Origin of the sequence: Martinezella paranaensis (assembly GCF_014200235.1) — a bacterium.
In the GTDB taxonomy this organism is placed as follows: Bacteria; Pseudomonadota; Alphaproteobacteria; order Rhizobiales; family Rhizobiaceae; genus Rhizobium; species Rhizobium paranaense.
Window position 1 is genome coordinate 356965 of sequence record NZ_JACHBI010000005.1, and the last position, 23224, is coordinate 380188.

Consider the following 23224-nt stretch of genomic DNA (forward strand, 5'->3'; position numbering starts at 1 on the left):
ACGGCCGGTGTACAGGAGCAGAGCGCGTTGAGAGGAGAAATCAATGAACATCGCCAAATCCCTTCTGTCCCGCCGTACTTTTGCCGGTCTTGCCGGCGCGGCCATCATCGCAGTCGCCATGCCGGTGCAGTCCTTTGCTGCCGACGTGACCATTCCGATCATCGTCAAGGACACGACATCCTTCTATTGGCAGATCGTTCTCGCCGGCGCCCGCCAGGCGGGCAAGGATCTTGGCGTCAAGGTGCCGGAACTCGGCGCCCAGTCCGAATCCGACATCAACGGTCAGATCAGCATTCTCGAAAACGCCGTTGCCGGCAAACCGGCCGCCGTCGTGATCGCCCCGACCGAACGCAAAGCGCTCGGCAAGCCGGTGGATGAAGCCGCCAAGTCCGTGCCGGTCGTCGGCATCGACTCGGCCGCCGATTCCAAAGCCTTCGTATCGTTCCTGACGACCGACAACACAGCCGGCGGCCGCATCGCCGCTGACGGCCTTGCCGCCGCGATCAAGGGAATGACCGGCAAGGAAGAAGGCGAAGTCGCCATCATCACCAGCCTGCCGGGCGTCGGCTCGCTCGACCAGCGCCGCCAGGGCTTCCTGGACGAGATCAAGAGCAAGTATCCTGGCCTGAAGGTCGTCGCCGATAAATATGCCGATGGTCAGGCCACGACCGGCCTCAACATCATGACCGACCTGATCACGGCCAATCCGAAGCTCGTCGGCGTCTTCGCCTCGAACCTGATCATGGCGCAGGGCGTTGGCCAGGCGATTGCCGAAAACAAGCTCGGCGACAAGATCAAGGTCATTGGCTTCGACAATGACGACAAGACCGTCGGCTTCCTGAAGTCCGGCGTTCTCGCTGGCCTCGTCGTTCAGGACCCCTATCGCATGGGTTATGACGGCATCAAGACGGCGCTCGCCGCCTCCAAGAAGGAAAAGGTCGAGGCTAACGTCGACACCGGTGCAAACCTCGTCACCAAGGCGAATATGAGCGATCCGAAGATCGACGCCCTGATCAATCCGAAGGTCAAGTAACGCGTTGAGGCCGCGCCTGGGAGACCGGGCGCGGCCTGTTTTCATTCCGGCTTTGCTTGGTCGGCTTTGTTTGGCCGGCTTCGTTTGCGCAGAGACGAACGGAGCGAATGCTCGCCTAAGGAGGAGACCCATGACGAACCTCGAAGAGATCAGTCATCGACACGATGACAATATCCGGACGGAAGCAAACCGCATTCCGGCGGGTTCGCCCATCCTCGAGCTCAGGGGGCTGCAGAAGCGCTATGGCTATGTCGAGGCGCTGAAGCCCGCGACGATCACCTTCCTGGCGGGCGAAATCCACGCCATCGTCGGTGAAAACGGCGCTGGGAAGTCGACCCTTATCAAGCTGCTGACCGGCGTCATTACCAGGACGGCAGGCGAGATATTCTGGTGTGGTCATCCGGTCGGACTTTCCAATCCGAACGAAGCGATCGCCCGCGGCATCAATGCCGTGCATCAGGAGGTGGTGCTCTGCCCTCATCTGACCGTTGCGGCCAATCTCTTTCTCGGCGATGAAGTCAATCGCCTGGGGCTGATGCGCAAGAAGCAGATGGAGAAGCTGGCACAGACCGTGCTGGACGATCTCGGCTTCGGCCTCCCGGCAGCCGCCTTGCTGAGCTCTCTCACCATCGGCCAGCAACAGCTCGTGGCCACCGCCCGCGCCGCGATGCGCGGTACCCAATTCCTGATATTCGACGAGCCGACGGCCTATCTCACCCGCAAGGAATCGGCGCAGCTTTTCAAGCTGATCCGCCGCCTGCAGAGCGAGGGCGTCACCATCGTTTACATCAGCCACCGTATGGAAGAAGTCTTCGAACTGGCGGATCGCGTTTCGGTCCTGCGTGACGGCACCCATGTCGGCACGCGCGCCGTCGGTGAGACCAATGAAGACGAGTTGATCAAGCTGATGATCAACCGCTCCATCGAGCAGATCTATCACAAGGAAGAAATTCCGATCGGCGACACCATCCTGGAGACCCGCGGACTCTCAGGCCCCGGCTTCGAAAATGTCTCGCTGACCGTCAGGGCCGGAGAAATCGTCGGGCTCTATGGATTGATCGGCGCCGGCCGCAGTGAATTCGCGCTTGGGCTTTACGGCCGACAGCCGCTGTCCGCAGGCGAGATTTACTGGCAGGGCAGCAAGGTCGATATCCGCAACGAGCGCGACGCCATGAATCTCGGCATAGCGCTGGCGCCGGAAAGCCGCCGCGACCAGGGGCTTTGCCTCAACCTGCCGATCGGACTCAACATCAACCTGCCGGTATTCAAACGGCTGAGCCAGGGACCGATCATCAACAATAGCGGCGAAGCGGCCAATGCCGATAAGCAGATCCGCGATCTCAGTATCAAGACGCCAAGCCGGCGGGTTCTTGTTTCGGCCATGTCCGGCGGCAACCAGCAGAAGGTCGTCATCGGCAAGTGGCTAAGCCACGGCGCCAAGCTCTTCATTTTCGACGAGCCGACCGTGGGCGTCGATGTCGGCACCAAGGCGGAGATCTATCGGTTGTTCGCCAAGCTCTTGCGAGGTGGCGCGGGCATCATCGTCATCTCGTCCTACCTGCCTGAGGTCTACGAACTTGCCGACCGGCTGCATGTCTTCCGCCGCGGCCAGCTCGTCGCCAGCCATGATTTTCACGCCGCCACGCATGAGGAAGTCCTCGGCGAGGCGATCGGCGTCTGAACGACACATAAGATAAGAAAGAGGGAGAAAAACAATGGCCGCAAATACCACAGAGGGCCCCACCGTCGCGCCGCGGCGCAAGATGAATATCCTCTTCAGCTTGACGCTGATCCTTCTTCTTCTTGCTCTTTGGGTCGTTCTGGGCTTCTGGACCGATAAGTTCTGGACGCCGCTTAACATCACCAACCTGATGCGCCAAGGTTCGATGACGGCGATCCTGGCTCTCGGTCAGACCTTCGTCATCATCACCGCGGGCATCGATCTCTCTGTCGGTGCGATTGTCGGCTTCTGCACCGTCATCATCGCCTGGCTGCTGCAGGCCGGATTTCCGGTTTCCGCCGCCATTCTCATAACCCTGCTGTTCGGTGTGCTGATCGGCGCATTCCATGCCTTTGGCATCGTGCGCATGGGCCTGCCACCCTTCATCATCACGCTGGCGACGCTGACGTCCTTGCGCGGCATCGGGCTGCTCATCACCAACGGCTCGACGATCAACATCGTCAACGACGATTTCACCAATTTCGCCGTCGCCGATTTCTTAGGCATTCCGAGCCTGTTCTGGATGGTCATCCTGGTGGCGATACCAGCCTTCATTTTCCTGCATCTCAGCCGCTGGGGCCGCTATCTCTTCGCCGTGGGTTCGAACCGTGAAGCTGCGCGTCTCTCCGGTGTCAACGTCACCTGGATGATCTACCTCGCCTATATCCTGTCGGGCACCTGCGCTGCTTTCGTCGGCGTCCTGCTCGCCTCGCGCATCGCCATCGGCAATGCGACACAGGCAGACGGTTGGGAATTGCAGGCGATCGCCTCATCGGTCATCGGCGGCACCAGCCTTTTCGGCGCGGTCGGCTCCGTTTACGGCCCGCTGATCGGCGCTTTCATCCTGGCCACGATCAACAACGGCGCCAACCTGCTGAATTTGAATTCATTCTGGCAGCGCATCATCACCGGCGTGCTGATCATCGTAATCGTCTATTTCGATCAGTTGCGCCGCCGTCGCCTCTAAAGGTATTCGACAACAGTCTCTCGCGGATGGTATGCTAAAAGCGTACCATCCGCTTCTGTTGTAGGAGACACAATGGCTCCAGTTGAAAAAATGACGATCGCTCTAACACCCGAGATGGCTGGATTTATCCGTAATGCCGTGGACGCGGGTGACTATGCGTCGACCAGTGAAGCAATTCGGGAGGCAGTCCGTGAGTGGAAGGAGCGTCGCGATTTGCTTGGTTACACGACAGAGGAATTGCGGGATCTCGTGAATGAAGGCTTGGCCAGTGGCCCAAGCGCGCACGAGTCTATGGCAGATGTAAAGGCTGAGGCACGACGAAGATTGCAGGCGACGGTCGAAAAGACCTGCTGATCATGCTGCCAATAAAGCGAACAAGCCGCGCCGATGAAGATCTGATTTCCATCTGGCTGGAGATCGCGAAGAACAATCCCGTCGCCGCCGACCGTATCCTTGATGCAATAGAGAGCTGCTGGCTCCAGCTCGCCTCTCACCCTTTTTTCGGCCTCGCTCGAAATGATATCGGCTCGGGGATTCGCCATTTGGTCGTCGGGAGCTACCTTACTCTGTATCGTATTGCCGACGATCGTATCGATATCGTCAGGGTGCTGCATGGTCGGCGTAAAATCACCCGAAAAACAATAGAGGATGAAGGGAGTTCCGGTCGCTAGCCTCTGGTCTATTTCCGATCGGGACACCTGGCTCTTCGATATCTGCACTCGAACCACATCCGACATTAGATCGAAACCAAGGTTTGATCATCGGTCACGCCGGAGATGGGCGTGACCTTTGCCAGCTCAAATTCCGCAACAGGTTCCGCAGCGGCTTTTCGACCGCTTCGTAGGCGCACACACCCAGCAAAGTGCCCGAGATGACGCTGAGGAATGTCGCGACGTCGTAGGGCATTTGCGTGGACGCAACCATCTTTATAACCACCGAGATCGCCAGCGTGTGCCAGAGATAGATCGAATAAGAGCTATTGCCGAGATAGGTGAGCAGCGGGATGTTCGGCAGCTTTCCGTTTCGTTCCAGCGATACCATACCAAGCACGAGTGCCACGGCGAGCGGTCCGCAGGTCAGTTCGTTGAAGTCGAGGCCGATGAGCTCAATGGCGGCAAAACCCGCCAACGCGGCGGCGACTAGGGCAAGGCCGAGACCGGCGCCCGGTATCTTCCCCGCTAGCCACAGCCGACCAAGGACTGCGCCGGCGACGAATTCCAGGATGATCGGGCGCGTATAAGTGAGCAGCAGGGAGGATTGCGGATTGAAAATGCTGCCGGCGATGGCGAAGGCAAGGAAGATGCCGGCCATGCTCGCAAGCTGCAGACGGCGCGGCAACAACAACGTCGCGGCGAAGATGACGTAGAAGAACATCTCGAAATCCAACGTCCAACCCTGCACGAGGACCGGCCAGATTTCGCCGCTGCTCGGCGAGCGCATCGGAATGAAAAACAGCGAGGCCAAGGTATGCATGGCCGTCAGCTTCATGTTCGGAAACAGGCCGGTGAGACCGCCTGCAACCATGATGCCGGTGACGATCCAGTAAGACGGCGCGATGCGCTGCACGCGATCGATCAAGAAGCGCATCGGCGTCACCGGCCGGCGCTCGCTCATCGTCCACATGATGAAACCGCTGATGACGAAAAACACGTCGACGCCGGCTGCCCCGATGCGGAAATGGCTGCCGGTACGCTCTGCGGCGTGGAACAGGACCACGGCAAGAGCGGCAAAGCCGCGCAGATATTGAATGCCATAGAGGGTCTTCATCTGCTGATCCGCGGCTCCCAATTCATCGATGGCACAAACTCCATCCGATCGTCGGGAACAAGCGGAGCGGCCTTTGGCGCCCGCGTCTTCATCGTCAGCTTGCCCGCCGTGAAATAGAACAGGAACGAGCCGACATGGTATGGATTGAGGATGTCGATCTCGACGAAGGCGCGGATCAGAAGCAGCGTCGCAACGCCGAGTAGGACATAGGATTCATCATTTCTGATGTCGCTCAGGAACCGCTTGATATGGCCGATAACGGCGGTGAGCAGGATCGCAATGAGCAGGCAGACGCCGATCAGGCCGGTCTCGACGGTTGTTTCGATGAAGGTGTTGTGGAAATGGAAGCCAGCGCGGGAGGCGATGTAGAATTCGTCCCACAAGCGCTCCGGCTCCGAAAAGCCCTGGACCCAATAGGCTTGGTAGCCGACGCCGAAGAACGGATGCTGCCAGATCGCTTCGATGCCCTGTTGCCACAAATAGGTGCGACCCGTCAGTGTCGAGTCCTTGCCGAAGGCACCGAGGACGAGATCGACGCCACCGAAATTGATACCGGCGACAGCGACCGCCAAACCGGTTACGGCCAAAACTGCAAACAGCCTCTTCCGCTGCCGAGGCGACAGGAACAGGATGCCCCGCATGCCGATACTGAGCACGACGACCAATCCTGTGGTCAAAACCGAGGTCGCCGATTGCGAGGCGAGCAGGCAGTAGGCGGACAATAGGCCGGCAATACCACCGCCCAGCAGCCAGATGCGGCGCTCGCCGAGGATGAAGACGGCGGCGAAGGCGAAATAAATGCCAAGCGAGGCGTAGAAGCCGAGCTGGTTCTTCGAGTCGAAGGCGCCGACGAAGCTATAGGTGCCGTCGAGCGGGTCATAGGCGTAGTAGCCGAAGAGGATCGAATAGAGCAGCACGAGGCCCACGCCGGCAATACCGCCGCGCGTAAGTGTGCGGATATCCAGCGTGCGCATGGCGATCAGTGCGCAAATGATATGCGTCATGTACTGGATCGCAGCGCGGGCCGTAATGGATGGCACGGCAGACCAGAAGATCGACAGACAGGTGAACACGCCGAAGGCAAAGAGCCAGAGCTGCTTTTGATAGTTACCGAGCGTGCTTCGGTAGCCGATCAGGACCAGCGGAAACCAGAGGCCATAATAGGCAAGTATGGAGGCCTGCCCGAAGCGGGAGGAATAAGCGAAGACGAAGAAAGAGAGCGCAACCGCCACCATACCGTAGGTGGCGTTGCTCCCTGGACGAATAAAGGTCGATTTCGCGATCTGCATCGACCCTCCTTAACGCATGGCAAGCCCGGTGCTGACCTTGATGAGGTCGCCGGGCAGAACCTTGGTGTTCTCGTCGGCCTGAATTTCCTTCGTCTGGCCGTTGTCATCGCGCACGATGGTGTAGACGATGTTGACGTCCTGCCCATGGGCATCAACATTGCTGGCATCGGCCGATTGCGCGATTGCTTCCTGCATCAATGCCTGGCTCGTGGAGAGCTTGAGCTGCAGGGTTTCCAACTGGGTGTCTGTGTCCTGCATATCCTGCGCAAGCGAGTTTTGCCAATCGTTGCGCAGTGTCGTTTCATCCTGGTCGGCCTTGCTGATGCTCTGCTTGGCGTTCAGCGATGCCGTGTCGGTATCCAGCAAATTGGTCTCGACGTCGGAGGCGCGCTGTTCGGCCGAGATCCTGCGGGATGCAAGTTCCAACCCTCTTTCGGCGAGGCTCTCGACCTTGTCGCGGTCAGCCTTTGCGAGGTCAAGCTGGCGGCTCAGCGTATCGGTCTTCTTTCCGAGCGCCTCGACTTCGCTTTGCAGCAGCACTTTCAAGTCCGCCAGGGCCTGCAATTGCGTCTTCATGCGCTGACTGCGCGATTTCATCAGAGCGTCTTCGCTGGCGAGCAGGTCGGCCGATTGCGGCAATTTCTGCAGCTCCGGCGGAACATCGATCTGATCTTTACCGGCAAGCTCCGCCAGCAGGCGCGCCTTGCGTATCAGCAGGCGTCCACGCTCCGCCATCAGGACGACGGCATCGCCCTTGGCGTTGATGTAATCACGGGCAAAGCGCTGGCCGGCATCGGCACGGTGCAGGCCACCGCCGAGGCTGACTGCCTTGAGCACAGTGAGGCTGGGTACAAAAGGATACTGGCCCGGATTCTGAACCTCGCCACTGAGATAGATAGGCCGGAATTGCGAAAGCTCTACGGAAGCCGAAGGGCGATCGCGCAGGCCGAATTGTTTTTGCAGCCCAATGCCGATCGCTTCGGCAATCTCGTCGGTCGTCTTGCCGCTCGCCGGCATATCACCAATGAAGGGGATGGAAACCGCGCCGGACGGGCCGACCGTGTAATCACCCGAGATCATCGACCAGTCGCGGACGGAGCCCTCCGCGGTCTGCCATTCGGCAACGCGAATGTGCAGTTTGTCCATGACCCCCAGATGGTATCCAGGAAGACTATCGGCATGGGCGTTACCCGATACCATGCACAGGCTGAGAACCATAAGAGCTGCGCAACGAAAAGGTGTGGCCGTGCCAACGGACTTACCAGGAGACTGAATTTCAATCATGCAGGATCTTCCCTGTTATTGGATTGCAGCCCCGCAATGCGGGGAAACCGCAGGCATCTCCCTGCGGTATCTGCGTTCGCCATCAGTAGCTGCCGCGCGATAGGCAGACCGCAGGAATGGTTTTGGCGATGATGACCACGTCGCTGCTCAGAGACCAGTTCTTGACGTAGTGGGTGTCGAAGGCGACACGGCTGGCATAGGACACGTCGTTACGACCGCTCACCTGCCAGAGGCCCGTCAGGCCGGGGCGGGATTGGAGGTAGTAGATCGCAGCGTGTTCGTAGAGCTCCAGCTCGTCTTCGACGACAGGACGCGGGCCGACGACGCTCATTTCACCGCGAATGATATTGATGAGCTGCGGCAATTCGTCGAGGCTGAGTTTGCGAAGCACCGCGCCGACAAGGGTGACGCGGGGGTCGTCTTGCAGTTTGCGTGTTGCACGCCATTCTTCCATTGCTCTGGGATTGGCCTGGAGATAGGCCTTCAGAACCTTGTCGCCATCGACGACCATGGTACGGAACTTAAGGCAACGGAAGGTCTTGCCGTTATGTCCGATGCGGCGGTGTCCGTAAAAAGCGGGACCCCGATCCGAAAGTTTTACCAGGAGCATAAGCATAAGGAAGATGGGGCTGATGAAAATCAGCGCCGTCAATGCAATGGTGACGTCGAACGTCCTCTTCAGGAATCCACCTGTTGGCGGAAAGACGTCACGTTCCGGAGCGCTGAAAAAAGCCGATGTGGCCGATCTCGTCGCAGACTTCATAGAGATGACTCCATTCATGTTGGCGAATTGGTCGGAAATGTCTCGGTCGCCTAGTTAGGGCTATGCAGTGAGGAGTGTAGGTGGGGATTATGATTTTTTAAGCCAAATTTTTGTGGCAGTGCGAAATCGCAGCGGGGTTTTACCCCAGATGCATTAGAATTCCTAAGTTTAGATGTTTCTTATATAAATTTTATACTAAAGAATGTATTGTATAGACGGCTAAAAAATGCGCTTCTTACGTTACGTATGGCGGCCGGAGAGAATGTTAACGGCTATTAAGGCTAGTTTGTTCATCCCCTCTTGTCGGAATAGGCTTTGCTCGCTCTTGAGCGTTCATGCGCAATCTTGATTTTCCAAGGAAAATATTGCGCTGCAACACCATATTGCGACGCACATATTGGCAGTCGCGACGGCCGAACTTTGTAACAAAAGTTGATTGAATTGATTAAATTCCGAGGCAATCGCATGAGATAGCCATGATCATTAAAATTGTATGCATTCCTAAACGCGACAACTTTAATGCGAACTTTAAAAAAAGACAAAAGACATGGGCCGCAATTGCACGTATTATGGAGGAGTAGTTTTAACGGGTGATGCGCTAAAGTCATATTCGTTCGTAATCGTAATAGACCGCCTAGGTTTGGTTGAATCTAAAGGATTCATTAAATATATTTGGCTCGTGGGTCTATTTTGGGAGGCAAGACCTTGATCGCTCTTTTCCTTTTGACTGCGCGGAGGAGGTAACGTCATGTATGCACCACGCGTTTTCATCAGTATGGTCGGTGCTCTGGCCGTATTTGCCATCGCAACCTATTTCCTGACGCAATCTCTTTCGACCACTTTGATCGAAACGGTGATTTGCGCCGTGCTGCTGCAGATTGGTTACTTTATCGGTATTCTCTTCCTGGTGTGGAAGGAACGGAGCGCCAGAGCGGCGTTGCTGAATCAAGATGCGGCGGCAACGTCGTTGCGTGACGGCGACAAGGTCACCGGCCTGTCCGCTTCAAATCTCAATCGCTCTGAGCCTTTCAACCCCTAAGGTCGCCATCAGGCGCATCTTTTAACGCTCGTGTGGTTGCCGATGGCTGTCGCCGTCCTAAGTCTCCGGCAGAATAATGGAGGCTGACGTGACTGACAGTGCCGAAAACAATGTCTGTGTAATTATTGCCGCGAAGAATGCCAGCGACACCATTGGCCTTGCCGTCGCTTCCGCACTTCGCGAGCCCGAGGTGGCTGAAGTCGTCGTCATCGACGATGGCTCGACAGATAGCACCGCTGCCTCCGCCAACCTCGCCGACGACGGCAGCGGACGCCTGAGCATCCATGAGTTCGAGAAAAATCGTGGCCCGGCGGCAGCACGCAATCATGCGATCGAGGTTTCGCGCGCCCCCCTGATCAGCATCCTCGATGCCGACGATTTCTTTTTCCCGGGACGGTTCAGGCCGTTGCTCGCAGCCGATGATTGGGATTTCGTCGCCGACAACATCGCCTTCGTCAATGCCGATACGGTTCCCGACGCCGCTACGATGCTCGATCATTTCGATCCGAAGCCACGTTTCCTCGATCTGGTCGCTTTTGTCGAAGGCAATATTTCGAAGCGCGGCGTCCGACGCGGCGAGATCGGTTTCCTGAAGCCGCTGATGCGCCGATCGTTTTTGGACGCTCACGGCCTGCGCTACAACGAAGCTCTGCGTCTCGGTGAGGATTACGATCTCTATGTGCGGGCGCTTGCCAAGGCTGCACGCTACAAGGTCATTCATAGCTGCGGTTATGCCGCCGTGGTGCGCAGTAACTCGCTGAGCGGCCGGCACCGCACGGAAGATCTGCATCGGCTCTATGAAGCCGATCGGGCGATCCTCGCCGGCGGCGGTCTGTCTACGGCCGATGCGGCCGCCATCCGTCGCCATGAGCAGCATGTTCGCAGCCGCTACGAGCTACGGCGCTTTCTCGATATCAAGGGACAATCGGGCCTGGCTGCAGCAGCGTCTTACGCATTGGGCAACCCTACCGCCATTCCGGCCATTGCCGGCGGCATTCTCGCCGATAAGACGGAGCGTTTTCGCAAAGGCGGCAGTGCCCCGATTGCGCATTCGGGAACGAACGGCCTGCGCTATCTGCTACAGGCCGCTCCTGAATAATTCTTCCCGATATCAGAAGTAGTCGCGCTGCACGCCTCCGAGAACGTCGAAGAGGCGTTGCTTGCGGCCGGCCAATGCCGCGTCGGCACTCAGTTGCGGCTTGGCCTTGCTCGCCTGCCAAAGCGCCAGCGCCGAGGGCGCGGCGAGCGCCTGTTTCGCCATCACTCGGAGACGGGTCTGCTCGGGGTCGGCGAGCACCACAGTACCCCCATGCCGGTGCTTCTCCAGCTCCTCGGTGGCCCGCTCGTCTCGTTGGAAACCGACACCCCAGAACCGGGCACCCTTGGCGATCGCTTCTGCGCGGGTGGAAACCGGAACGTGCTTTGGCGCATAGGTGACGCCGAGAGAGTGGGCCCAGTCGTTCCATTTGAAGCTGTTGATCGCTCGTGACGTGCTGACGGCGATCCACGGCACGCGGAAGGCGTCGGCAAGGATCGCGCCGTGCATGGACTCGGCGACGATCAGCTCGGACGTCGCGATCTCGCGGATGACTGCCTTGGCCTCGCCGCGCGGGTCGAGATAGGAGAGGCCGACAGTCTTGCAGATCTCCGGCCAAATCCCGGCCGCCGCCGACTCCCAATGCGGAACGAAGGTACGGCGATTGGTTTTCGGCAGGTTTTTGAATTCCGGCATTTCGGTCACCATCACTGCCGGGTCGACGATGCCCATGTCCGCTGGGAGGCCGACTTTTTCAGCCGTCAGGGGGCCGCGCACGCTGCGGATGTCCCACTTGGTCTTGTCGCCCATATTGGGAAGCGAGCCATAGCCGAAGCCGCTGCCGATCACGAGCTTATGGCCGTCGAGCGGCAGGATCAGGGTGTTGAGAACGGTGCCGACACCGACCAGCAGTGTTTCTTCGTGAACATCGCGCAGGCCGGGGAGCAGGAAATCCCAGAGCCAGAGATTAAGATCGTCACCGAAATTGCCATGGGTGGATTCCCAGTGGAACGGCTTCATGCAGGTCTCCTTGGTGTTTTAGATAGTAGCTGAACACACCTTGGCTCTTGAGGAATAGGCATGAACAACTTTGCTGCAGTGCGAAAACTAGGGCGCAAGCTTGCCCGCGGCAAGTTGCACCGCACTCTGCAATATTGCGGGGTCGCGCCAAGCCCATTTCGCCAACAGTCCAAGTTGCGGCAAGCGGCGGCGGCGCAACTGCTTTGCCTGGCTCCAAAGGGCCTGTTTGCGAGCGCGATTTTTGTAGGCGCGAATGGTCGCAATGTCCTGCGGCCGGCGCAAAAACCGCTGTTCCAGCGTGTTAAGCGCCGTCCAGGTGTTGAACTGCTGGCGCAGGAATTGCGGTGAATCATTGTCGATGCTGTGAAAGATATTGATGCCCTCGCCGCGCAGCGCGCCGGTATCTTCGCAAAGCAACACGCGTTTGGCAGCGAGCATGCAGTCGCAGAAAAACAGCACATCCTCCGCCGCCAGCCGCAAGGCGGCTTCGAAGCGGATTTTCTCGAATAGCGGCCGGCCGATCACCATGCAGGAGAGATGCAGAAAGCTCCAATCTTTGAGCATAACGCTGGCGATATCGGGAATTTCGATCAGGGACGGCGTTTGGGAGAGACGGGTCGCATCGACCGATTTCGCCAGTTCCGCCATACTGAAATGGTAGAAAAACTCCTCGCCGCCATCGATCGAGTCCCAATAGCAATCGGCATCGTGCCGCGTCAGGGCCTCGAAGGCGTTGCCGAGATGTTGCGGCGCCCATTCATCGTCAGAATCGAGGAAGGCGACGAAGCGGCTTGAAGCCGGCACATTGTCGAGGCCGGTATTGCGGGCGCCGCCCGGTCCTGCATTGGCCTGACGGATGACCCGAATTCGCGCGCGATCTTCATCGCTAAGTGACAGAAGCTCGTTTTCCGCCGGAAGCGGCGATTCATCGTCGACGATGAGAATATCGAAATCCTGAAACACTTGCTTCGATATTGACGTTAATGCCCGCTGCAGAATGCCTGTCTGCTTCTGGTAGAAGGGAATAACGATCGTAATTGACGCCATTTTCTCGCCTTTACGGTTTCAACAAAGAATTTCCGGCCCCCTTTCACGGGGGGCGCGGCTATGCGCTTTTCGACAATCTCCATCGCGGATTTTCGGCCGGTCCCAAGGGGACAGGCTGTCGCCGTGGCTTCAACAGTTAGGGCCCGTTCCGTTCCGAACAATGTCGGACGGCGCGTTTTCTGAAAGACAGTGCATCACCATCGTCAATATTCGGGGGCTGTCTCTCAGCAGCCGACGGATAGTTGCCGCGTTCGTTACTGGCTGTCGAGCTTCTTTGCGCTCATAATCGGTGCCCACGCGTAAACACAATCAATAGGCGTGTTAGTCTATTCGTACTTTCTCAATTAAATTGCATTATCGCCCTATTTTGATCATGATTGATGACGGAATCTGCGGCAGTGCAAAAAAATCCTCGGCCGGTGGAAAAAAATTTGGTGCTGCCACAGCGTGTAATTCCCTGCCGCTTTCGGAATATTCCACCATCCTTAAAACCATTTAATACCAAATACCTATATCGGAATTAATCCGATTGAATTAGATGTTTCTCCATCTCTTTTGAGGGGTCGGCGAGGCCCTATACCCCGGTTTTTTGCTGCAGCGCCATATTTCCTTTCGGGAGAGCGCCCTAGCTTACGTCTGCGGGCTCTAGTCTGCTCTAGTTGAAACGGCTGCAAGGGGGGAGCGGTCTCAAAAAGGGGTGACAGATATCGTGGATGTGACTGCCAACGTGTCTTCACGGATCAATCTCATGCGCATAGTGCTCATCTCGGGCATCGTATTTGTACATATCCCGTTCGACACGGATTCCAGCCCATTCAACGGCGCCTATGGCCTCTTTGATTGGCTTCGAGTTTTCCTGCGCGACAGCTTGTTTCGCGTGGGAGTTCCCTGCCTGAGTGCCATTTCCGGCTATCTGCTTTTCCGTCACGGAGAGGCTTCGCTGGATTATGGCAAGACCATTCGCCGTAAGACAAGGACTGTCCTCCTGCCATTTCTGTTGTGGAACACCGCCTTCTTTCTGTTCGTGCTGCTCCTGCAGAACCGCGGCATCGGCGACGGCTATCTGCCGGACCTGACAAATGCCAGCCCGCGCACGCTCGCCACACTTCTGTTCGCCACAGAAGGTGCGCCGATTGATTTGCCGCTCTATTTCTTGCGCGATCTCTTCGTTTGCATCCTGATCTCGCCGCTGCTGGCCATGTTGATCCGTCGCTATCCGCTGCCGACGCTCACATTTTTGCTGCTGCTTGCGGCGTTGCCGGTATCGCTCGGGATCGTGCTTCGGAACTCCATCCTCTTCAGCTTCAGCTTCGGTATCTATCTCAGCCTTTATCGCATCGACCTGACGATCATCGACCGATACGCGGCTCCCATCGGCGCAGCCTTTCTCGCACTCACGGCTCTTTGGGCGACAGGGGCCTATGTGACCGCGCCGGAGCAGCCCGCGTGGCTCCAATTCAGCCGAGATGTGATGGTGCTTGCCGGTATTCCAGGTTTCTGGGCGCTTTCGGCGATCCTGATCAAGAACAGGCTCGCTCAGCGACTGGCAGCCACAGGCGGCTTGAGCTTTTGGATCTTCTGCGCCCACCACCCGGTGCTGTTGAGCCTCTGGATTCTGTGGAACCGCACAGGCGCGGATCTCTACCCCGTCTTCTACCTGCTGGCCGCCGCCATCACGCTGACGGTGCTGCCATTGACCAACGGCATGGCGCGCTCCGCCCTGCCCTCCTTCTACAATCTGCTGACCGGCAGCCGCATGCGGCCGCAGGCCGAAGCCCTGGCCGTCGCCGGCCGGCGGGCGACTTCCGAGTAAAGGTGACATATGACGAAACAGATCTTTGATACGCTAAGACCCAGCCTTGTTTCCTTTGCCCTTTTGAGCGCGGCCCTTATCCCTTGCGCGGCCCTCGCCCAGGAGGATCAGCCGAACGGCAAGTCTTTCGTCGACAAATTCGACAAGATCGACAGCGGCCGTTGGTATATCTCGGACGGCTGGAACAACGGCCCGCACCAGAATTGCACCTGGTCGAAGAAGCAGGTCAGTGTCGAAGGCGGCAGGCTGCAAATTAAATTCACCCAGGGCAAAACCGGCCAACGCGACTATGCCTGCGGCGAAATCCAGACGACCAAGACCTATGGCTACGGCACCTATGAGGCGCGTTATCGCACCGCGACCGGCCCCGGCCTCAATTCGGCTTTCTTCACCTATATCGGTCCGACCGACAAGAAGCCTCACGACGAGATCGATTTCGAAGTGCTGGGCAAGAACTCCGCACAGGTTCAGGTCAATCAATATATCGGTGCCAAAGGCGGCAATGAGAAACTCGTCCCGGTCGCCGGCAGCGCCGATCAGGGCTTTAACGACTATGCTTTCGTCTGGGAGAAGGATCGGCTTCGCTATTACCTGAACGGCAAGCTCGTTCAGGAAGTTACCGATCCGTCGAAGATTCCGACGCATGCCCAGAAGATTTTCTTCAGCCTCTGGGGCACGGACACGCTGAGCGGCTGGATGGGCAAGTTCGCCTACAGCGGCGGGCCGGCGACCATGCAGATCGAGCGCGTTGCCTTCACGGCGGCCGGTGACAAGTGCCAATTCCCGGAATCGATCGCCTGCAAGCTCAACTGAAACATTCCGGCCGCGAGGCGGATTTCGCGGCCGGAGCAAATGAACCCGATGCAACACGAACGAAACGAGGCGCCTGGCTTCCGGCCAGGCACGAAAGCGAAAGTTTTCATGCTGCATATTCTTTATTTCGTCCACGATCTCGCCGATCCTGCCATCCGCAGGCGCGTGCTGATGCTGCAGGCAGGTGGGGCGAAGGTAACGCTGGCGGGCTTTCGGCGCGATGACAACGCGTTGGCGGCCATTCACGGTGTCGAGCCGATCGAACTCGGCCGGACGCGCGACGCGCAGTTCGCGCAGCGTATCGCCGCCGTTGCCAAGTCCGCGATGCAACTGCGCGGATTGCTGCGCTCGGTCGAAAAGCCGGATGTGATCATCGGCCGCAATCTTGAAATGCTGGCCGTGGCCAAGCGCGCCAAATCCATCTTCGGCGGCGATATGCCTGTTGTCTACGAGTGCCTCGACATTCACCGGCTGCTGCTGCGCAATGATATCTTTGGCGGTGCTCTTCGTGGCGTTGAGCGTCATTTCGGCGCGGACGCGGCACTGCTGCTGACCAGCTCGCCGGCCTTCGTCGAGCATTATTTCCGCGCTCGCTCCGGCCTCGACCTGCCGATCGTCCTTCTCGAGAACAAGGTCCTGGCGCTCGACGGTATCGGCGCTGAGATCGTCAACGCTCCCAGACTGCCGGCGAACGGCGAACCCTGGAAGATCGGTTGGTTTGGCGCGCTTCGGTGCCGCAAGTCGCTGGAATTGCTCGCAGATTTTTCGTGCCGCATGGAAGGTCGCTTCGAGATCGTCTTGCGTGGCCGGCCGGCTCATTCGGAGTTCGATGATTTCGACGTCTTTGTACGCGATGCGCCTTTCATGCATTTCGGCGGTCCCTATAAAAACCCCGAGGACCTCGCTGCGATCTACGGTGAGGTGCAGTTCTCCTGGGCGATCGACTTCTTCGAAGAGGGACTGAATTCCAGTTGGCTGTTGCCGAACCGTCTCTATGAGGGCGGCCTGCATGGCGCCGTGCCGATCGCCGTCGATGGCACCGAGACCGCACGGTTCCTGGCAAAGCGGAAAATCGGGCTGACGCTCGACGAGCCGGATGCTGCGCGCCTCGTCGCTCTTCTGGGCGATATGAATGAGGAACGCTACCTCGCTGCGTTCAACGCCTTGGCCGCACAGGACCGCAGGCAGTGGATGACCGATCGCGCCGAATGCCGCGGATTGGTGCAGCGGCTGGCTTCCCTTACCCACGCCGGCGAGCAAACCGCCGAATTACAGACCGTCCCACAACTGCATCGCAATAGAGGTGGATTGCAATGAAGACCGGAATTCCCATGGATATGCGTTGCTTGATCGTTATCCCGTGCCTCAATGAGGAGAAGCATATCGAGCCGCTGATTGCCAAGCTCGGCCGTGCTCTGGACGAACTTGATGCCCGCATCGTGGTTGCCGATGGCGGCAGCACAGACAGAACCCGCGACATTGTCAGGGAGATCGCCGCAGTCGATCCGCGCATTCTCCTAATCGACAATCCGAAGCGGCTGCAAAGTGCTGCGATCAACCTCGCGATCGAAACCCTGGGCAACGACTACGACTATCTCATCCGCATCGACGCCCATGGCGACTATCCGGACGACTACTGCCAGATACTGGCGCAGGAAGCGTCCGCCACCGGCGCGGATTCCGTTGTCGTTGCGATGCGCACCATGGGCTTCAGCGCCTTCCAGAAGGCGACGGCAGTGGCGCAGAATTCAAAGCTCGGCAATGGCGGCTCGAAGCATCGCGAAGGCGCCAAGGGGCATTGGGCCGATCACGGCCATCACGCTCTGATGCGCGTTGCTGCCTACCGCGCAGTCGGTGGCTACGACGAAGCCTTCAGCCATAACGAGGATGCTGAGCTCGACTATCGCCTGCGCAAAGCCGGCTATCGCATCTGGCTCACCGACAAGACGGCGATGACCTATTATCCGCGTTCCAGCGTTCCGACGCTTTTCCGGCAGTATCTCGGCTATGGCCGCGGCCGGGCGCGCAATATCCTCAAGCACCGCAGCATGCCGAGCGTCCGCCAGATGCTGCCGCTGGCCGTAGTGCCGATCTTCGTCGGCGCGTTTCTGGCGATCCTCAATTGGATCGCGGTCGTTCCGATCAGCCTTTGGGCTTTCGCCTGCGTGGCCTATGGCTTCTGGATCGCACTTGGCGAGCGGAATCCGTATGGACCTCTCGCCGCCATCTCGGCCATGGTCATGCATTTTGCTTGGTCGATGGGCTTCTGGATGGAAGTCTTCAGCTTCCGTGCACGCAAGGTGGTGTCATGACGCGGAACCCCGAGCGCCGATCCGTGAGGATCGATATCGCCGTCTGCACCTATCGTCGCGCCGAGCTGGACCAAACGCTGTTGTCGCTGGCGGTCTTGACCGTTCCGGCAGGCACTGCCGTCCGTATCATCGTTGCTGACAACGACGTGACGCCGAGTGCGCGCGACCGCGTCGAAGCCATCCGCTCGGCGGTGCCTTTCGAGATTGCCTATGTGCATTGCCCCGCTTCGAACATTTCGATCGCCCGCAACGCCTGCCTCGAGCACGCGACCGGTGATTTCGTGGCCTTTATCGACGACGACGAGACCGCGACCGAGGATTGGCTGACGGAACTACTGGTGACGGCGGACACGACCGGAGCCGACGCGGTTCTCGGCCCCGTGCGCGCCGTCTATTCGAACACCGCCCCCGGCTGGATGCGGCGTGGCGACTTCCATTCGACATTGCCGGTTTGGGTCTCCGGCAAGATCCGCACGGGTTATACCTGCAACGCACTGCTGCGGCGCAATGCGCCGTCGCTTGCCGGCCGCCGCTTCAACATCGCGCTGGGGCGCAGCGGCGGCGAGGATACGGAATTTTTCGCCCACATGCATAGGGCGGGCGGAAGGATCGCCTTTGCCGAGGACGCCTTGGTTTACGAACCCGTGCCGAACGGACGGGCGACGGTTGCCTGGCTTTCGAAGCGGCGTTTTCGCATGGGGCAGACGCATGGACGAATGCTGTTGGAGCAGTCGGCGGGTCTCGGCTGGTGGAAGGCAATAGCGCTGGCCGGCGCCAAATCCGGCTATTGCTTTGCCGCCGCCGCACTTTCAGCCGCTTTCCCCGTATCGCGCCATCGCTACGGCCTACGCGGCATCATGCATGCCGGTGTCGTCATCGGCCTGTTCGGTGTCCGCGAAATCGAACAATACGGAAGTTTGGAGAAAGCGCCGCAATGACGGATTTCATCCCTGATGTCAGTTTCGTCATCGCAGCCTACAACGCCGAGGACACGCTGGAGCGCGCCATTGACAGCGCGCTGGCGCAGGGTGCCGTCAGCATGGAGGTCATCGTCGTCGACGATTGCTCCAGCGACAACACCCCGCTCATTGCCGGCAATCATGCAGACCCGCGCGTTCGACTGGTCGCCATGCCCCGCAACGGCGGTCCCGCCGCCGCACGCAATGCCGGCCTCGACGCTGCCCGCGGCCGTTGGGTTGCCGTGCTCGATTCCGATGATGCGCTGCGCCCGGATCGCATGGCGCGGCTGATCGCACGAGCCGAAAAGGCTGCGGCCCAGATCGTTGTCGACAACCTCGATGTCATCAGAGGACAGGATGAGGCGGCGGGCACGATGTTTCCCGAAGCCGTACTGGCGCGCCTGCCGGTTCTGATGCTGGCGAAATTCATCTCCTCGAACATGATTTTCCGCTCCGAGCATAATTTCGGCTACATGAAGCCCATATTCGAGCGGGCCTTCATCGAGCAGCACCATCTGCGTTTCGACGAAGCTCTCAGGATCGGCGAGGACTATATTTTTCTCGCCTCCGCTCTGGCTAAAGGCGGCGTCTGCGCCGTCGAACCGACGGCCGGCTACCTCTATTACATTCGCGAAGGCTCGATCTCGCGGGTGTTGAAGCAGCAAGATGTCGAAGCGATGATCGCTGCCGACCGGAAGTTTTTTGCCGGACATCATTTCGGCGCCGCCGCTCTGGCCGCCCAGAGGCGACGGACGCGGAATCTGAAAGAAACACTGTCTTTCCTGATGCTTGTCGAAAGCATCAAGGACCGCGCCTTGTCGAACGCGCTGAAGATCGCCTGCCGCGATCCACTCGCGGTTCGTCATTTGCGCATGCCGATCGCAGCCCGCCTTCGTCGTCTTGCCGCCTCTCTTCGCGGCAGCAGTGAGGCAACCGTCCTAACGGGCGGCGGCGAAGTGGCTGCGGCATCTCCCATCTCCCCCTCCCTCCCCAGTTTGGGCGCAGGCCCTCACTCTAACAAAGGATAGAGCTATGGACCCTAAGCATCCTGTGAGAAAAGCAATCATCCCGGTTGCCGGCAATGGAACCCGTTTCCTGCCAGCCACGAAGGCGATGCCCAAGGAAATGCTGACGATCGTCGATCGTCCGGTGGTGCAATACGCCGTCGATGAGGCTATCGAAGCCGGCATCGAGCACATCGTCTTTGTCACCAGCCGCAACAAATCGGCAATCGAAGATCATTTCGACGACACGCCGGAGCTTATCTCCTCGCTTCACAGGGCGGGCAAGACAAAGCAGGTCTCCGAACTGGAGCGCCTCCTGCCGCGGGCCGGCTCGATCAGCTTCACCCGCCAGCAGGCCCCGCTCGGCCTCGGCCACGCGGTATGGTGTGCTCGCGACCTGATCGGCAATGAGCCGTTCGCGCTGCTGCTGCCCGACATGGTTTGCCACGGCCTGCGCGGCTGCATGGCCGGGCTGATGGAACTCTACGACGAAGTCGGCGGCAATATCGTTGCAGTCGAAGAGTGTGCGCCGGAAGAGACCTCGAAATACGGCATTATCGGCCGCGGAGCGCCGGTTCGGCACGGCTTCGGCGTGACCAAAATGGTTGAAAAGCCGCATCCGTCAGAGGCGCCTTCTAACTTTTACCTCAATGGGCGTTATATTCTCCAGCCCGAGATCTTCGATCTCTTGGCGCGGCAGGAACGCGGCGCCGGCAACGAGATCCAACTGACCGACGGCATGTTGCGCCTGTCTCAAACGCAGGACTTCCATGCCCAGGCCTACAGCGGACGGACTTTCGATTGCGGATCGAAGCAGGGCTTCATCGAGGCGAACGTCGCCTTCGCGCTGGCACGCGCGGACATTGGCGGCCTCGTCTATGACTCGATCCGGAGCTTGGTTCTCTCGCACGAAGCGCAGATGAGCGCAGCCTAAACCGCTTCACACTTTCGCCTGCGGCCCCGATGGCCGTAGGCGGGAGCCGTTATTCAATTCGGGCTTCTCCGACAAGGTGGTCGCCATGCATCAGAAGAATTTCACCTTCCACAGCGCTCTTCCAAAAGACGAGCAGGATGGTTTCATTGACCTAGACCGGCTGATGGCGGTCGTCACCCGTCGCATTCGCACTATCCTCGCCGGCGTTGCCATTTTCGTCGCGCTGGCGGTCGTCTATCTCTTGACCGCACCTTCGACCTATACGTCTGCGACGCAGATATTGCTCGACGAAACCATGACCAAATATGCGGAGGACCAGCCTCCGCAGGCCAGCAGCCAGCAGGCTGATATGGAAATCGCCAGCGCTGTCGAAATCCTGAAATCCAACGAAATGGCACTGCGCGTCGTCGATGCGGCTGGCCTCGTCAACAATGACGCGATCCTCAATCCGCCGCAGTCGCCGGCAGCGCTGCTCAAATCCGGCGTAAAGCTGATTGCCAGCGCCTTCAAGCCGGCGAAGCCGCCTTTGACGGCTGAAGAGGCGCGCGAGGCGCAACGTCAGCAAATCGCCGCGACATTGCAGGACGCTCTGAAGGTGGAGCGCGTCACCCGCAGTTCCGTCGTCTCCGTATCGTTCGGCTCGACCGATGCGCAATTGGCCGCCAAGGTCACCGCAGCTTATGCTGACGCCTATCTGACGGATCAGCTCAACGCCAATTTCGATGCGACCGAACGGGCATCCGTCTGGCTGCAGGAGCGGCTGAATGACCTGCGCGAGCGTTCGCAACAGGCTTCGCTCGACGTCGAAAAATACAAGGCCGACAATGGCTTGACCTCGACCGGCGGCGAGCTGATGTCGGAGCAACAGATTTCCGATCTCAATAAGCAATTGATCATCGCCCAGGCCGATACCGCCAGCGCCTCGGCGCGCTACTATCAATATAAGTCGATTATCGACCAGGGACCGGACAATGCGGTGAAAAACGCGACGATCTCGTCCAGCCAGACCGACAACACCGTGCTGCAGGATCTGAAGACACGCTATCTCAATGTGCAGAAGCGTGAGCAGGACGTGACGCAGAATTTTGGCGCGAGTCATCCCCAGGCCGTAGCGCTCAAGGCAGAGCGCGAGGACATCACGCGGCAAATTTATCAGGAACTCCAGCAACTGACGGCAAGCTACAAGAATGAGTTCGACGTCGCTCAATCGCGTGCGACGTCCCTGCGTAACAGCATCGAAGGTGTGGTCGGCAAGAATTCCGAGGCCAATAAATCCCTCGTGCAATTGAACGCGCTTAACCAAAAAGCGACAGCGCTGAAGACGCTCTACGAATCCTATCTCAGCCGTTATGAGGAGGCATCGCAGCAGCGCTCCTTCCCGATCGCCAAGGCGCGCGTCATCTCCGCCGCCGGCGTTCCGACCGCGCCGTCGAGCCCGAAAAAGACGCTCGTGCTGGCACTGTCGATCGTACTCGGCTTGATGGCCGGTGGTGCCTTTGCCGCGCTTCAGGAATTTCGTGACCGCTATTTCCGTGTCGAAGCCGATGTGCGAGCGGCGCTGGGACTTAAGTTCCTGGGTTATCTGCCGCTTCTCGGCCAAGGGTCGCTCGACAAGAAAAAGCTTCGCAAACAAAGAGCTGGGCCGGCAATGGCCGAAGAGGCCGAGAACGGTGTCGCCTTCGAACGGATCATGCGTGTCTCGGTCGAGGCCCCGCGCTCGATATTCGCCGAAACCCTGCGTAACGCCAAGCTTGCCAGCGATGTCATGCTGCAGGGACGAGATAACCGGGTGATTGGCGTCGTCTCGGCGCTTCCTGGCGAAGGCAAGTCGACGACGGCAGCGAATTTTGCTGCCCTGCTCGCAAGCAGCGGCAAGCGCACGCTGCTGATCGACGCCGACTTGCGCAATCCCGGTTTGAGCCGGATGCTGAAGTCTCCGCCGCAGACCGGCCTCATCGAAGCGGCTCTCGGCGAAGTGCCTTGGGCAAGTGCCGTGAGGGTCGATCCCCGCACCAAACTTGCCATTCTGCCAGTGGTACTTCGCGATCATCTGCTGCACACCAGCGAGCTCCTGTCTTCGCAGGGCATGCTGAACCTGATGGATAGCGCCCGAAAGATGTTCGACTATATCGTCGTCGACCTTGCGCCGCTGGCACCGGTCATCGACGCCAAGGCATTTGCGCCGCAGGTCGACGCCTTTCTGTTCGTTGCCGAATGGGGCGCGACGCCGACCAATCTCGTCAGGGATCTGCTGGAACAGGAGCCGCAGATCAACTCGCGCGTTCTCGGCGTCATCCTCAACAAGACGGACATGTCGGAACTGTCCCGCTACAGCGACTTCGGTGGCACGGAGCGCTATCGCGGGAAGTACACGAGCTACTACACCGAGGAACGGCCGAAGGCAGAGATCGACGCCTAAGAGCA

At 59.0% G+C, this 23224-nt stretch carries 21 protein-coding genes; 15 read left to right on the forward strand and 6 right to left on the reverse strand.

The window, feature by feature from the left end:
* Positions 1 to 43: 43 nt before the first annotated feature.
* The 5 genes from GGD50_RS15300 to GGD50_RS15320 all read left to right on the forward strand — a co-directional run bounded on the left by GGD50_RS15300 (position 44) and on the right by GGD50_RS15320 (position 4391).
* On the forward strand, positions 44 to 1033 hold the full coding sequence (locus GGD50_RS15300) for an ABC transporter substrate-binding protein (protein WP_104826631.1): 990 nt from the start codon (positions 44 to 46) through the stop codon (positions 1031 to 1033).
* A gap of 130 nt (positions 1034 to 1163) precedes the next feature.
* Positions 1164 to 2714: a sugar ABC transporter ATP-binding protein gene (locus GGD50_RS15305; RefSeq protein WP_183938194.1), complete on the forward strand. Its 1551-nt coding sequence runs from the start codon at positions 1164 to 1166 to the stop codon at positions 2712 to 2714.
* Between the two features lie 34 nt (positions 2715 to 2748).
* Positions 2749 to 3720 (forward strand): ABC transporter permease, encoded by a 972-nt coding sequence (locus tag GGD50_RS15310; protein ID WP_183938195.1) that lies wholly within the window; start codon positions 2749 to 2751, stop codon positions 3718 to 3720.
* A gap of 72 nt (positions 3721 to 3792) precedes the next feature.
* The gene (locus GGD50_RS15315) at positions 3793 to 4074 is read left to right on the forward strand and encodes a type II toxin-antitoxin system ParD family antitoxin (RefSeq protein ID WP_183938196.1); all 282 of its coding nucleotides are present in this window, start codon (positions 3793 to 3795) and stop codon (positions 4072 to 4074) included.
* A gap of 2 nt (positions 4075 to 4076) precedes the next feature.
* The gene (locus GGD50_RS15320) at positions 4077 to 4391 is read left to right on the forward strand and encodes a type II toxin-antitoxin system RelE/ParE family toxin (protein ID WP_183938197.1); all 315 of its coding nucleotides are present in this window, start codon (positions 4077 to 4079) and stop codon (positions 4389 to 4391) included.
* A gap of 94 nt (positions 4392 to 4485) precedes the next feature.
* On the opposite strand, the gene GGD50_RS15325 is transcribed toward GGD50_RS15320, so the two are convergent.
* The 4 genes from GGD50_RS15325 to GGD50_RS15340 all read right to left on the reverse strand — a co-directional run bounded on the left by GGD50_RS15325 (position 4486) and on the right by GGD50_RS15340 (position 8823).
* The gene (locus tag GGD50_RS15325; RefSeq protein ID WP_183938198.1) at positions 4486 to 5487 is read right to left on the reverse strand and encodes an acyltransferase family protein; all 1002 of its coding nucleotides are present in this window, start codon (positions 5485 to 5487) and stop codon (positions 4486 to 4488) included.
* Complete coding sequence (locus GGD50_RS15330; protein ID WP_183938199.1) at positions 5484 to 6776, reverse strand: O-antigen ligase family protein; 1293 nt, start codon at positions 6774 to 6776, stop codon at positions 5484 to 5486. Before GGD50_RS15330 ends, GGD50_RS15325 begins: the two co-directional genes overlap by 4 nt.
* A gap of 9 nt (positions 6777 to 6785) precedes the next feature.
* A complete protein-coding gene (locus GGD50_RS15335; protein ID WP_414124339.1) occupies positions 6786 to 7994 on the reverse strand; it encodes a polysaccharide biosynthesis/export family protein in 1209 nt (402 codons plus the stop codon).
* 148 nt (positions 7995 to 8142) lie between these two features.
* The gene (locus tag GGD50_RS15340) at positions 8143 to 8823 is read right to left on the reverse strand and encodes a sugar transferase (protein WP_183938201.1); all 681 of its coding nucleotides are present in this window, start codon (positions 8821 to 8823) and stop codon (positions 8143 to 8145) included.
* A gap of 748 nt (positions 8824 to 9571) precedes the next feature.
* Between GGD50_RS15340 and GGD50_RS15345 the strand changes: the two genes are divergently transcribed.
* Positions 9572 to 9862, forward strand: a complete 291-nt coding sequence (locus tag GGD50_RS15345; protein ID WP_183938202.1) for an exopolysaccharide production repressor protein — start codon at positions 9572 to 9574, stop codon at positions 9860 to 9862.
* Positions 9863 to 9950: 88 nt separating this feature from the next.
* Positions 9951 to 10961 carry a glycosyltransferase gene (locus GGD50_RS15350; RefSeq protein WP_183938203.1) on the forward strand — a complete coding sequence of 337 codons (1011 nt, stop codon included), beginning with the start codon at positions 9951 to 9953 and terminating at the stop codon, positions 10959 to 10961.
* A 12-nt stretch (positions 10962 to 10973) separates the two neighbouring features.
* On the opposite strand, the gene GGD50_RS15355 is transcribed toward GGD50_RS15350, so the two are convergent.
* Complete coding sequence (locus GGD50_RS15355; protein ID WP_183938204.1) at positions 10974 to 11918, reverse strand: polysaccharide pyruvyl transferase family protein; 945 nt, start codon at positions 11916 to 11918, stop codon at positions 10974 to 10976.
* Positions 11919 to 12005: 87 nt separating this feature from the next.
* Positions 12006 to 12965 carry a glycosyltransferase family 2 protein gene (locus tag GGD50_RS15360; protein ID WP_183938205.1) on the reverse strand — a complete coding sequence of 320 codons (960 nt, stop codon included), beginning with the start codon at positions 12963 to 12965 and terminating at the stop codon, positions 12006 to 12008.
* 748 nt (positions 12966 to 13713) lie between these two features.
* On the opposite strand from GGD50_RS15360, the gene GGD50_RS15365 reads away from it, so the two are divergent.
* The 8 genes from GGD50_RS15365 to GGD50_RS15400 all read left to right on the forward strand — a co-directional run bounded on the left by GGD50_RS15365 (position 13714) and on the right by GGD50_RS15400 (position 23219).
* The gene (locus GGD50_RS15365) at positions 13714 to 14778 is read left to right on the forward strand and encodes an acyltransferase family protein (protein ID WP_183938206.1); all 1065 of its coding nucleotides are present in this window, start codon (positions 13714 to 13716) and stop codon (positions 14776 to 14778) included.
* A gap of 9 nt (positions 14779 to 14787) precedes the next feature.
* A complete protein-coding gene (gene exoK / locus GGD50_RS15370) occupies positions 14788 to 15591 on the forward strand; it encodes an endo-1,3-1,4-beta-glycanase ExoK (RefSeq protein WP_183938207.1) in 804 nt (267 codons plus the stop codon).
* A 108-nt stretch (positions 15592 to 15699) separates the two neighbouring features.
* The gene (locus GGD50_RS15375) at positions 15700 to 16908 is read left to right on the forward strand and encodes a glycosyltransferase family protein (RefSeq protein ID WP_183938208.1); all 1209 of its coding nucleotides are present in this window, start codon (positions 15700 to 15702) and stop codon (positions 16906 to 16908) included.
* Positions 16905 to 17903 (forward strand): glycosyltransferase family 2 protein, encoded by a 999-nt coding sequence (locus tag GGD50_RS15380; RefSeq protein WP_183938209.1) that lies wholly within the window; start codon positions 16905 to 16907, stop codon positions 17901 to 17903. Before GGD50_RS15375 ends, GGD50_RS15380 begins: the two co-directional genes overlap by 4 nt.
* Positions 17900 to 18841 carry a glycosyltransferase family 2 protein gene (locus GGD50_RS15385; protein ID WP_183938210.1) on the forward strand — a complete coding sequence of 314 codons (942 nt, stop codon included), beginning with the start codon at positions 17900 to 17902 and terminating at the stop codon, positions 18839 to 18841. The genes GGD50_RS15380 and GGD50_RS15385 overlap by 4 nt, the downstream gene beginning before the upstream one ends.
* Positions 18838 to 19890 carry a glycosyltransferase family 2 protein gene (locus GGD50_RS15390; RefSeq protein WP_183938211.1) on the forward strand — a complete coding sequence of 351 codons (1053 nt, stop codon included), beginning with the start codon at positions 18838 to 18840 and terminating at the stop codon, positions 19888 to 19890. Before GGD50_RS15385 ends, GGD50_RS15390 begins: the two co-directional genes overlap by 4 nt.
* Positions 19891 to 19894: 4 nt before the next feature.
* Positions 19895 to 20800, forward strand: coding sequence for a UTP--glucose-1-phosphate uridylyltransferase (locus GGD50_RS15395; protein ID WP_183938212.1), 906 nt, complete (start codon positions 19895 to 19897; stop codon positions 20798 to 20800).
* Positions 20801 to 20885: 85 nt separating this feature from the next.
* A complete protein-coding gene (locus tag GGD50_RS15400) occupies positions 20886 to 23219 on the forward strand; it encodes a polysaccharide biosynthesis tyrosine autokinase (RefSeq protein ID WP_183938213.1) in 2334 nt (777 codons plus the stop codon).
* Positions 23220 to 23224 lie beyond the last annotated feature (5 nt).

Coding starts and splice junctions, on each gene's coding strand:
- GGD50_RS15365 (WP_183938206.1), top strand. CDS start 13,714: ATGCGCATAGTGCTCATCTCGGGCATCGTATTTGTACATATCCCGTTC.
- exoK (WP_183938207.1), top strand. CDS start 14,788: ATGACGAAACAGATCTTTGATACGCTAAGACCCAGCCTTGTTTCCTTT.
- GGD50_RS15360 (WP_183938205.1), bottom strand. CDS start 12,965: ATGGCGTCAATTACGATCGTTATTCCCTTCTACCAGAAGCAGACAGGC.
- GGD50_RS15345 (WP_183938202.1), top strand. CDS start 9,572: ATGTATGCACCACGCGTTTTCATCAGTATGGTCGGTGCTCTGGCCGTA.
- GGD50_RS15390 (WP_183938211.1), top strand. CDS start 18,838: ATGACGGATTTCATCCCTGATGTCAGTTTCGTCATCGCAGCCTACAAC.
- GGD50_RS15325 (WP_183938198.1), bottom strand. CDS start 5,487: ATGAAGACCCTCTATGGCATTCAATATCTGCGCGGCTTTGCCGCTCTT.
- GGD50_RS15305 (WP_183938194.1), top strand. CDS start 1,164: ATGACGAACCTCGAAGAGATCAGTCATCGACACGATGACAATATCCGG.
- GGD50_RS15400 (WP_183938213.1), top strand. CDS start 20,886: ATGCATCAGAAGAATTTCACCTTCCACAGCGCTCTTCCAAAAGACGAG.
- GGD50_RS15330 (WP_183938199.1), bottom strand. CDS start 6,776: ATGCAGATCGCGAAATCGACCTTTATTCGTCCAGGGAGCAACGCCACC.
- GGD50_RS15380 (WP_183938209.1), top strand. CDS start 16,905: ATGAAGACCGGAATTCCCATGGATATGCGTTGCTTGATCGTTATCCCG.
- GGD50_RS15340 (WP_183938201.1), bottom strand. CDS start 8,823: ATGAAGTCTGCGACGAGATCGGCCACATCGGCTTTTTTCAGCGCTCCG.
- GGD50_RS15355 (WP_183938204.1), bottom strand. CDS start 11,918: ATGAAGCCGTTCCACTGGGAATCCACCCATGGCAATTTCGGTGACGAT.
- GGD50_RS15375 (WP_183938208.1), top strand. CDS start 15,700: ATGCTGCATATTCTTTATTTCGTCCACGATCTCGCCGATCCTGCCATC.
- GGD50_RS15395 (WP_183938212.1), top strand. CDS start 19,895: ATGGACCCTAAGCATCCTGTGAGAAAAGCAATCATCCCGGTTGCCGGC.
- GGD50_RS15320 (WP_183938197.1), top strand. CDS start 4,077: ATGCTGCCAATAAAGCGAACAAGCCGCGCCGATGAAGATCTGATTTCC.
- GGD50_RS15315 (WP_183938196.1), top strand. CDS start 3,793: ATGGCTCCAGTTGAAAAAATGACGATCGCTCTAACACCCGAGATGGCT.
- GGD50_RS15310 (WP_183938195.1), top strand. CDS start 2,749: ATGGCCGCAAATACCACAGAGGGCCCCACCGTCGCGCCGCGGCGCAAG.
- GGD50_RS15300 (WP_104826631.1), top strand. CDS start 44: ATGAACATCGCCAAATCCCTTCTGTCCCGCCGTACTTTTGCCGGTCTT.
- GGD50_RS15385 (WP_183938210.1), top strand. CDS start 17,900: ATGACGCGGAACCCCGAGCGCCGATCCGTGAGGATCGATATCGCCGTC.
- GGD50_RS15335 (WP_414124339.1), bottom strand. CDS start 7,994: ATGGTTCTCAGCCTGTGCATGGTATCGGGTAACGCCCATGCCGATAGT.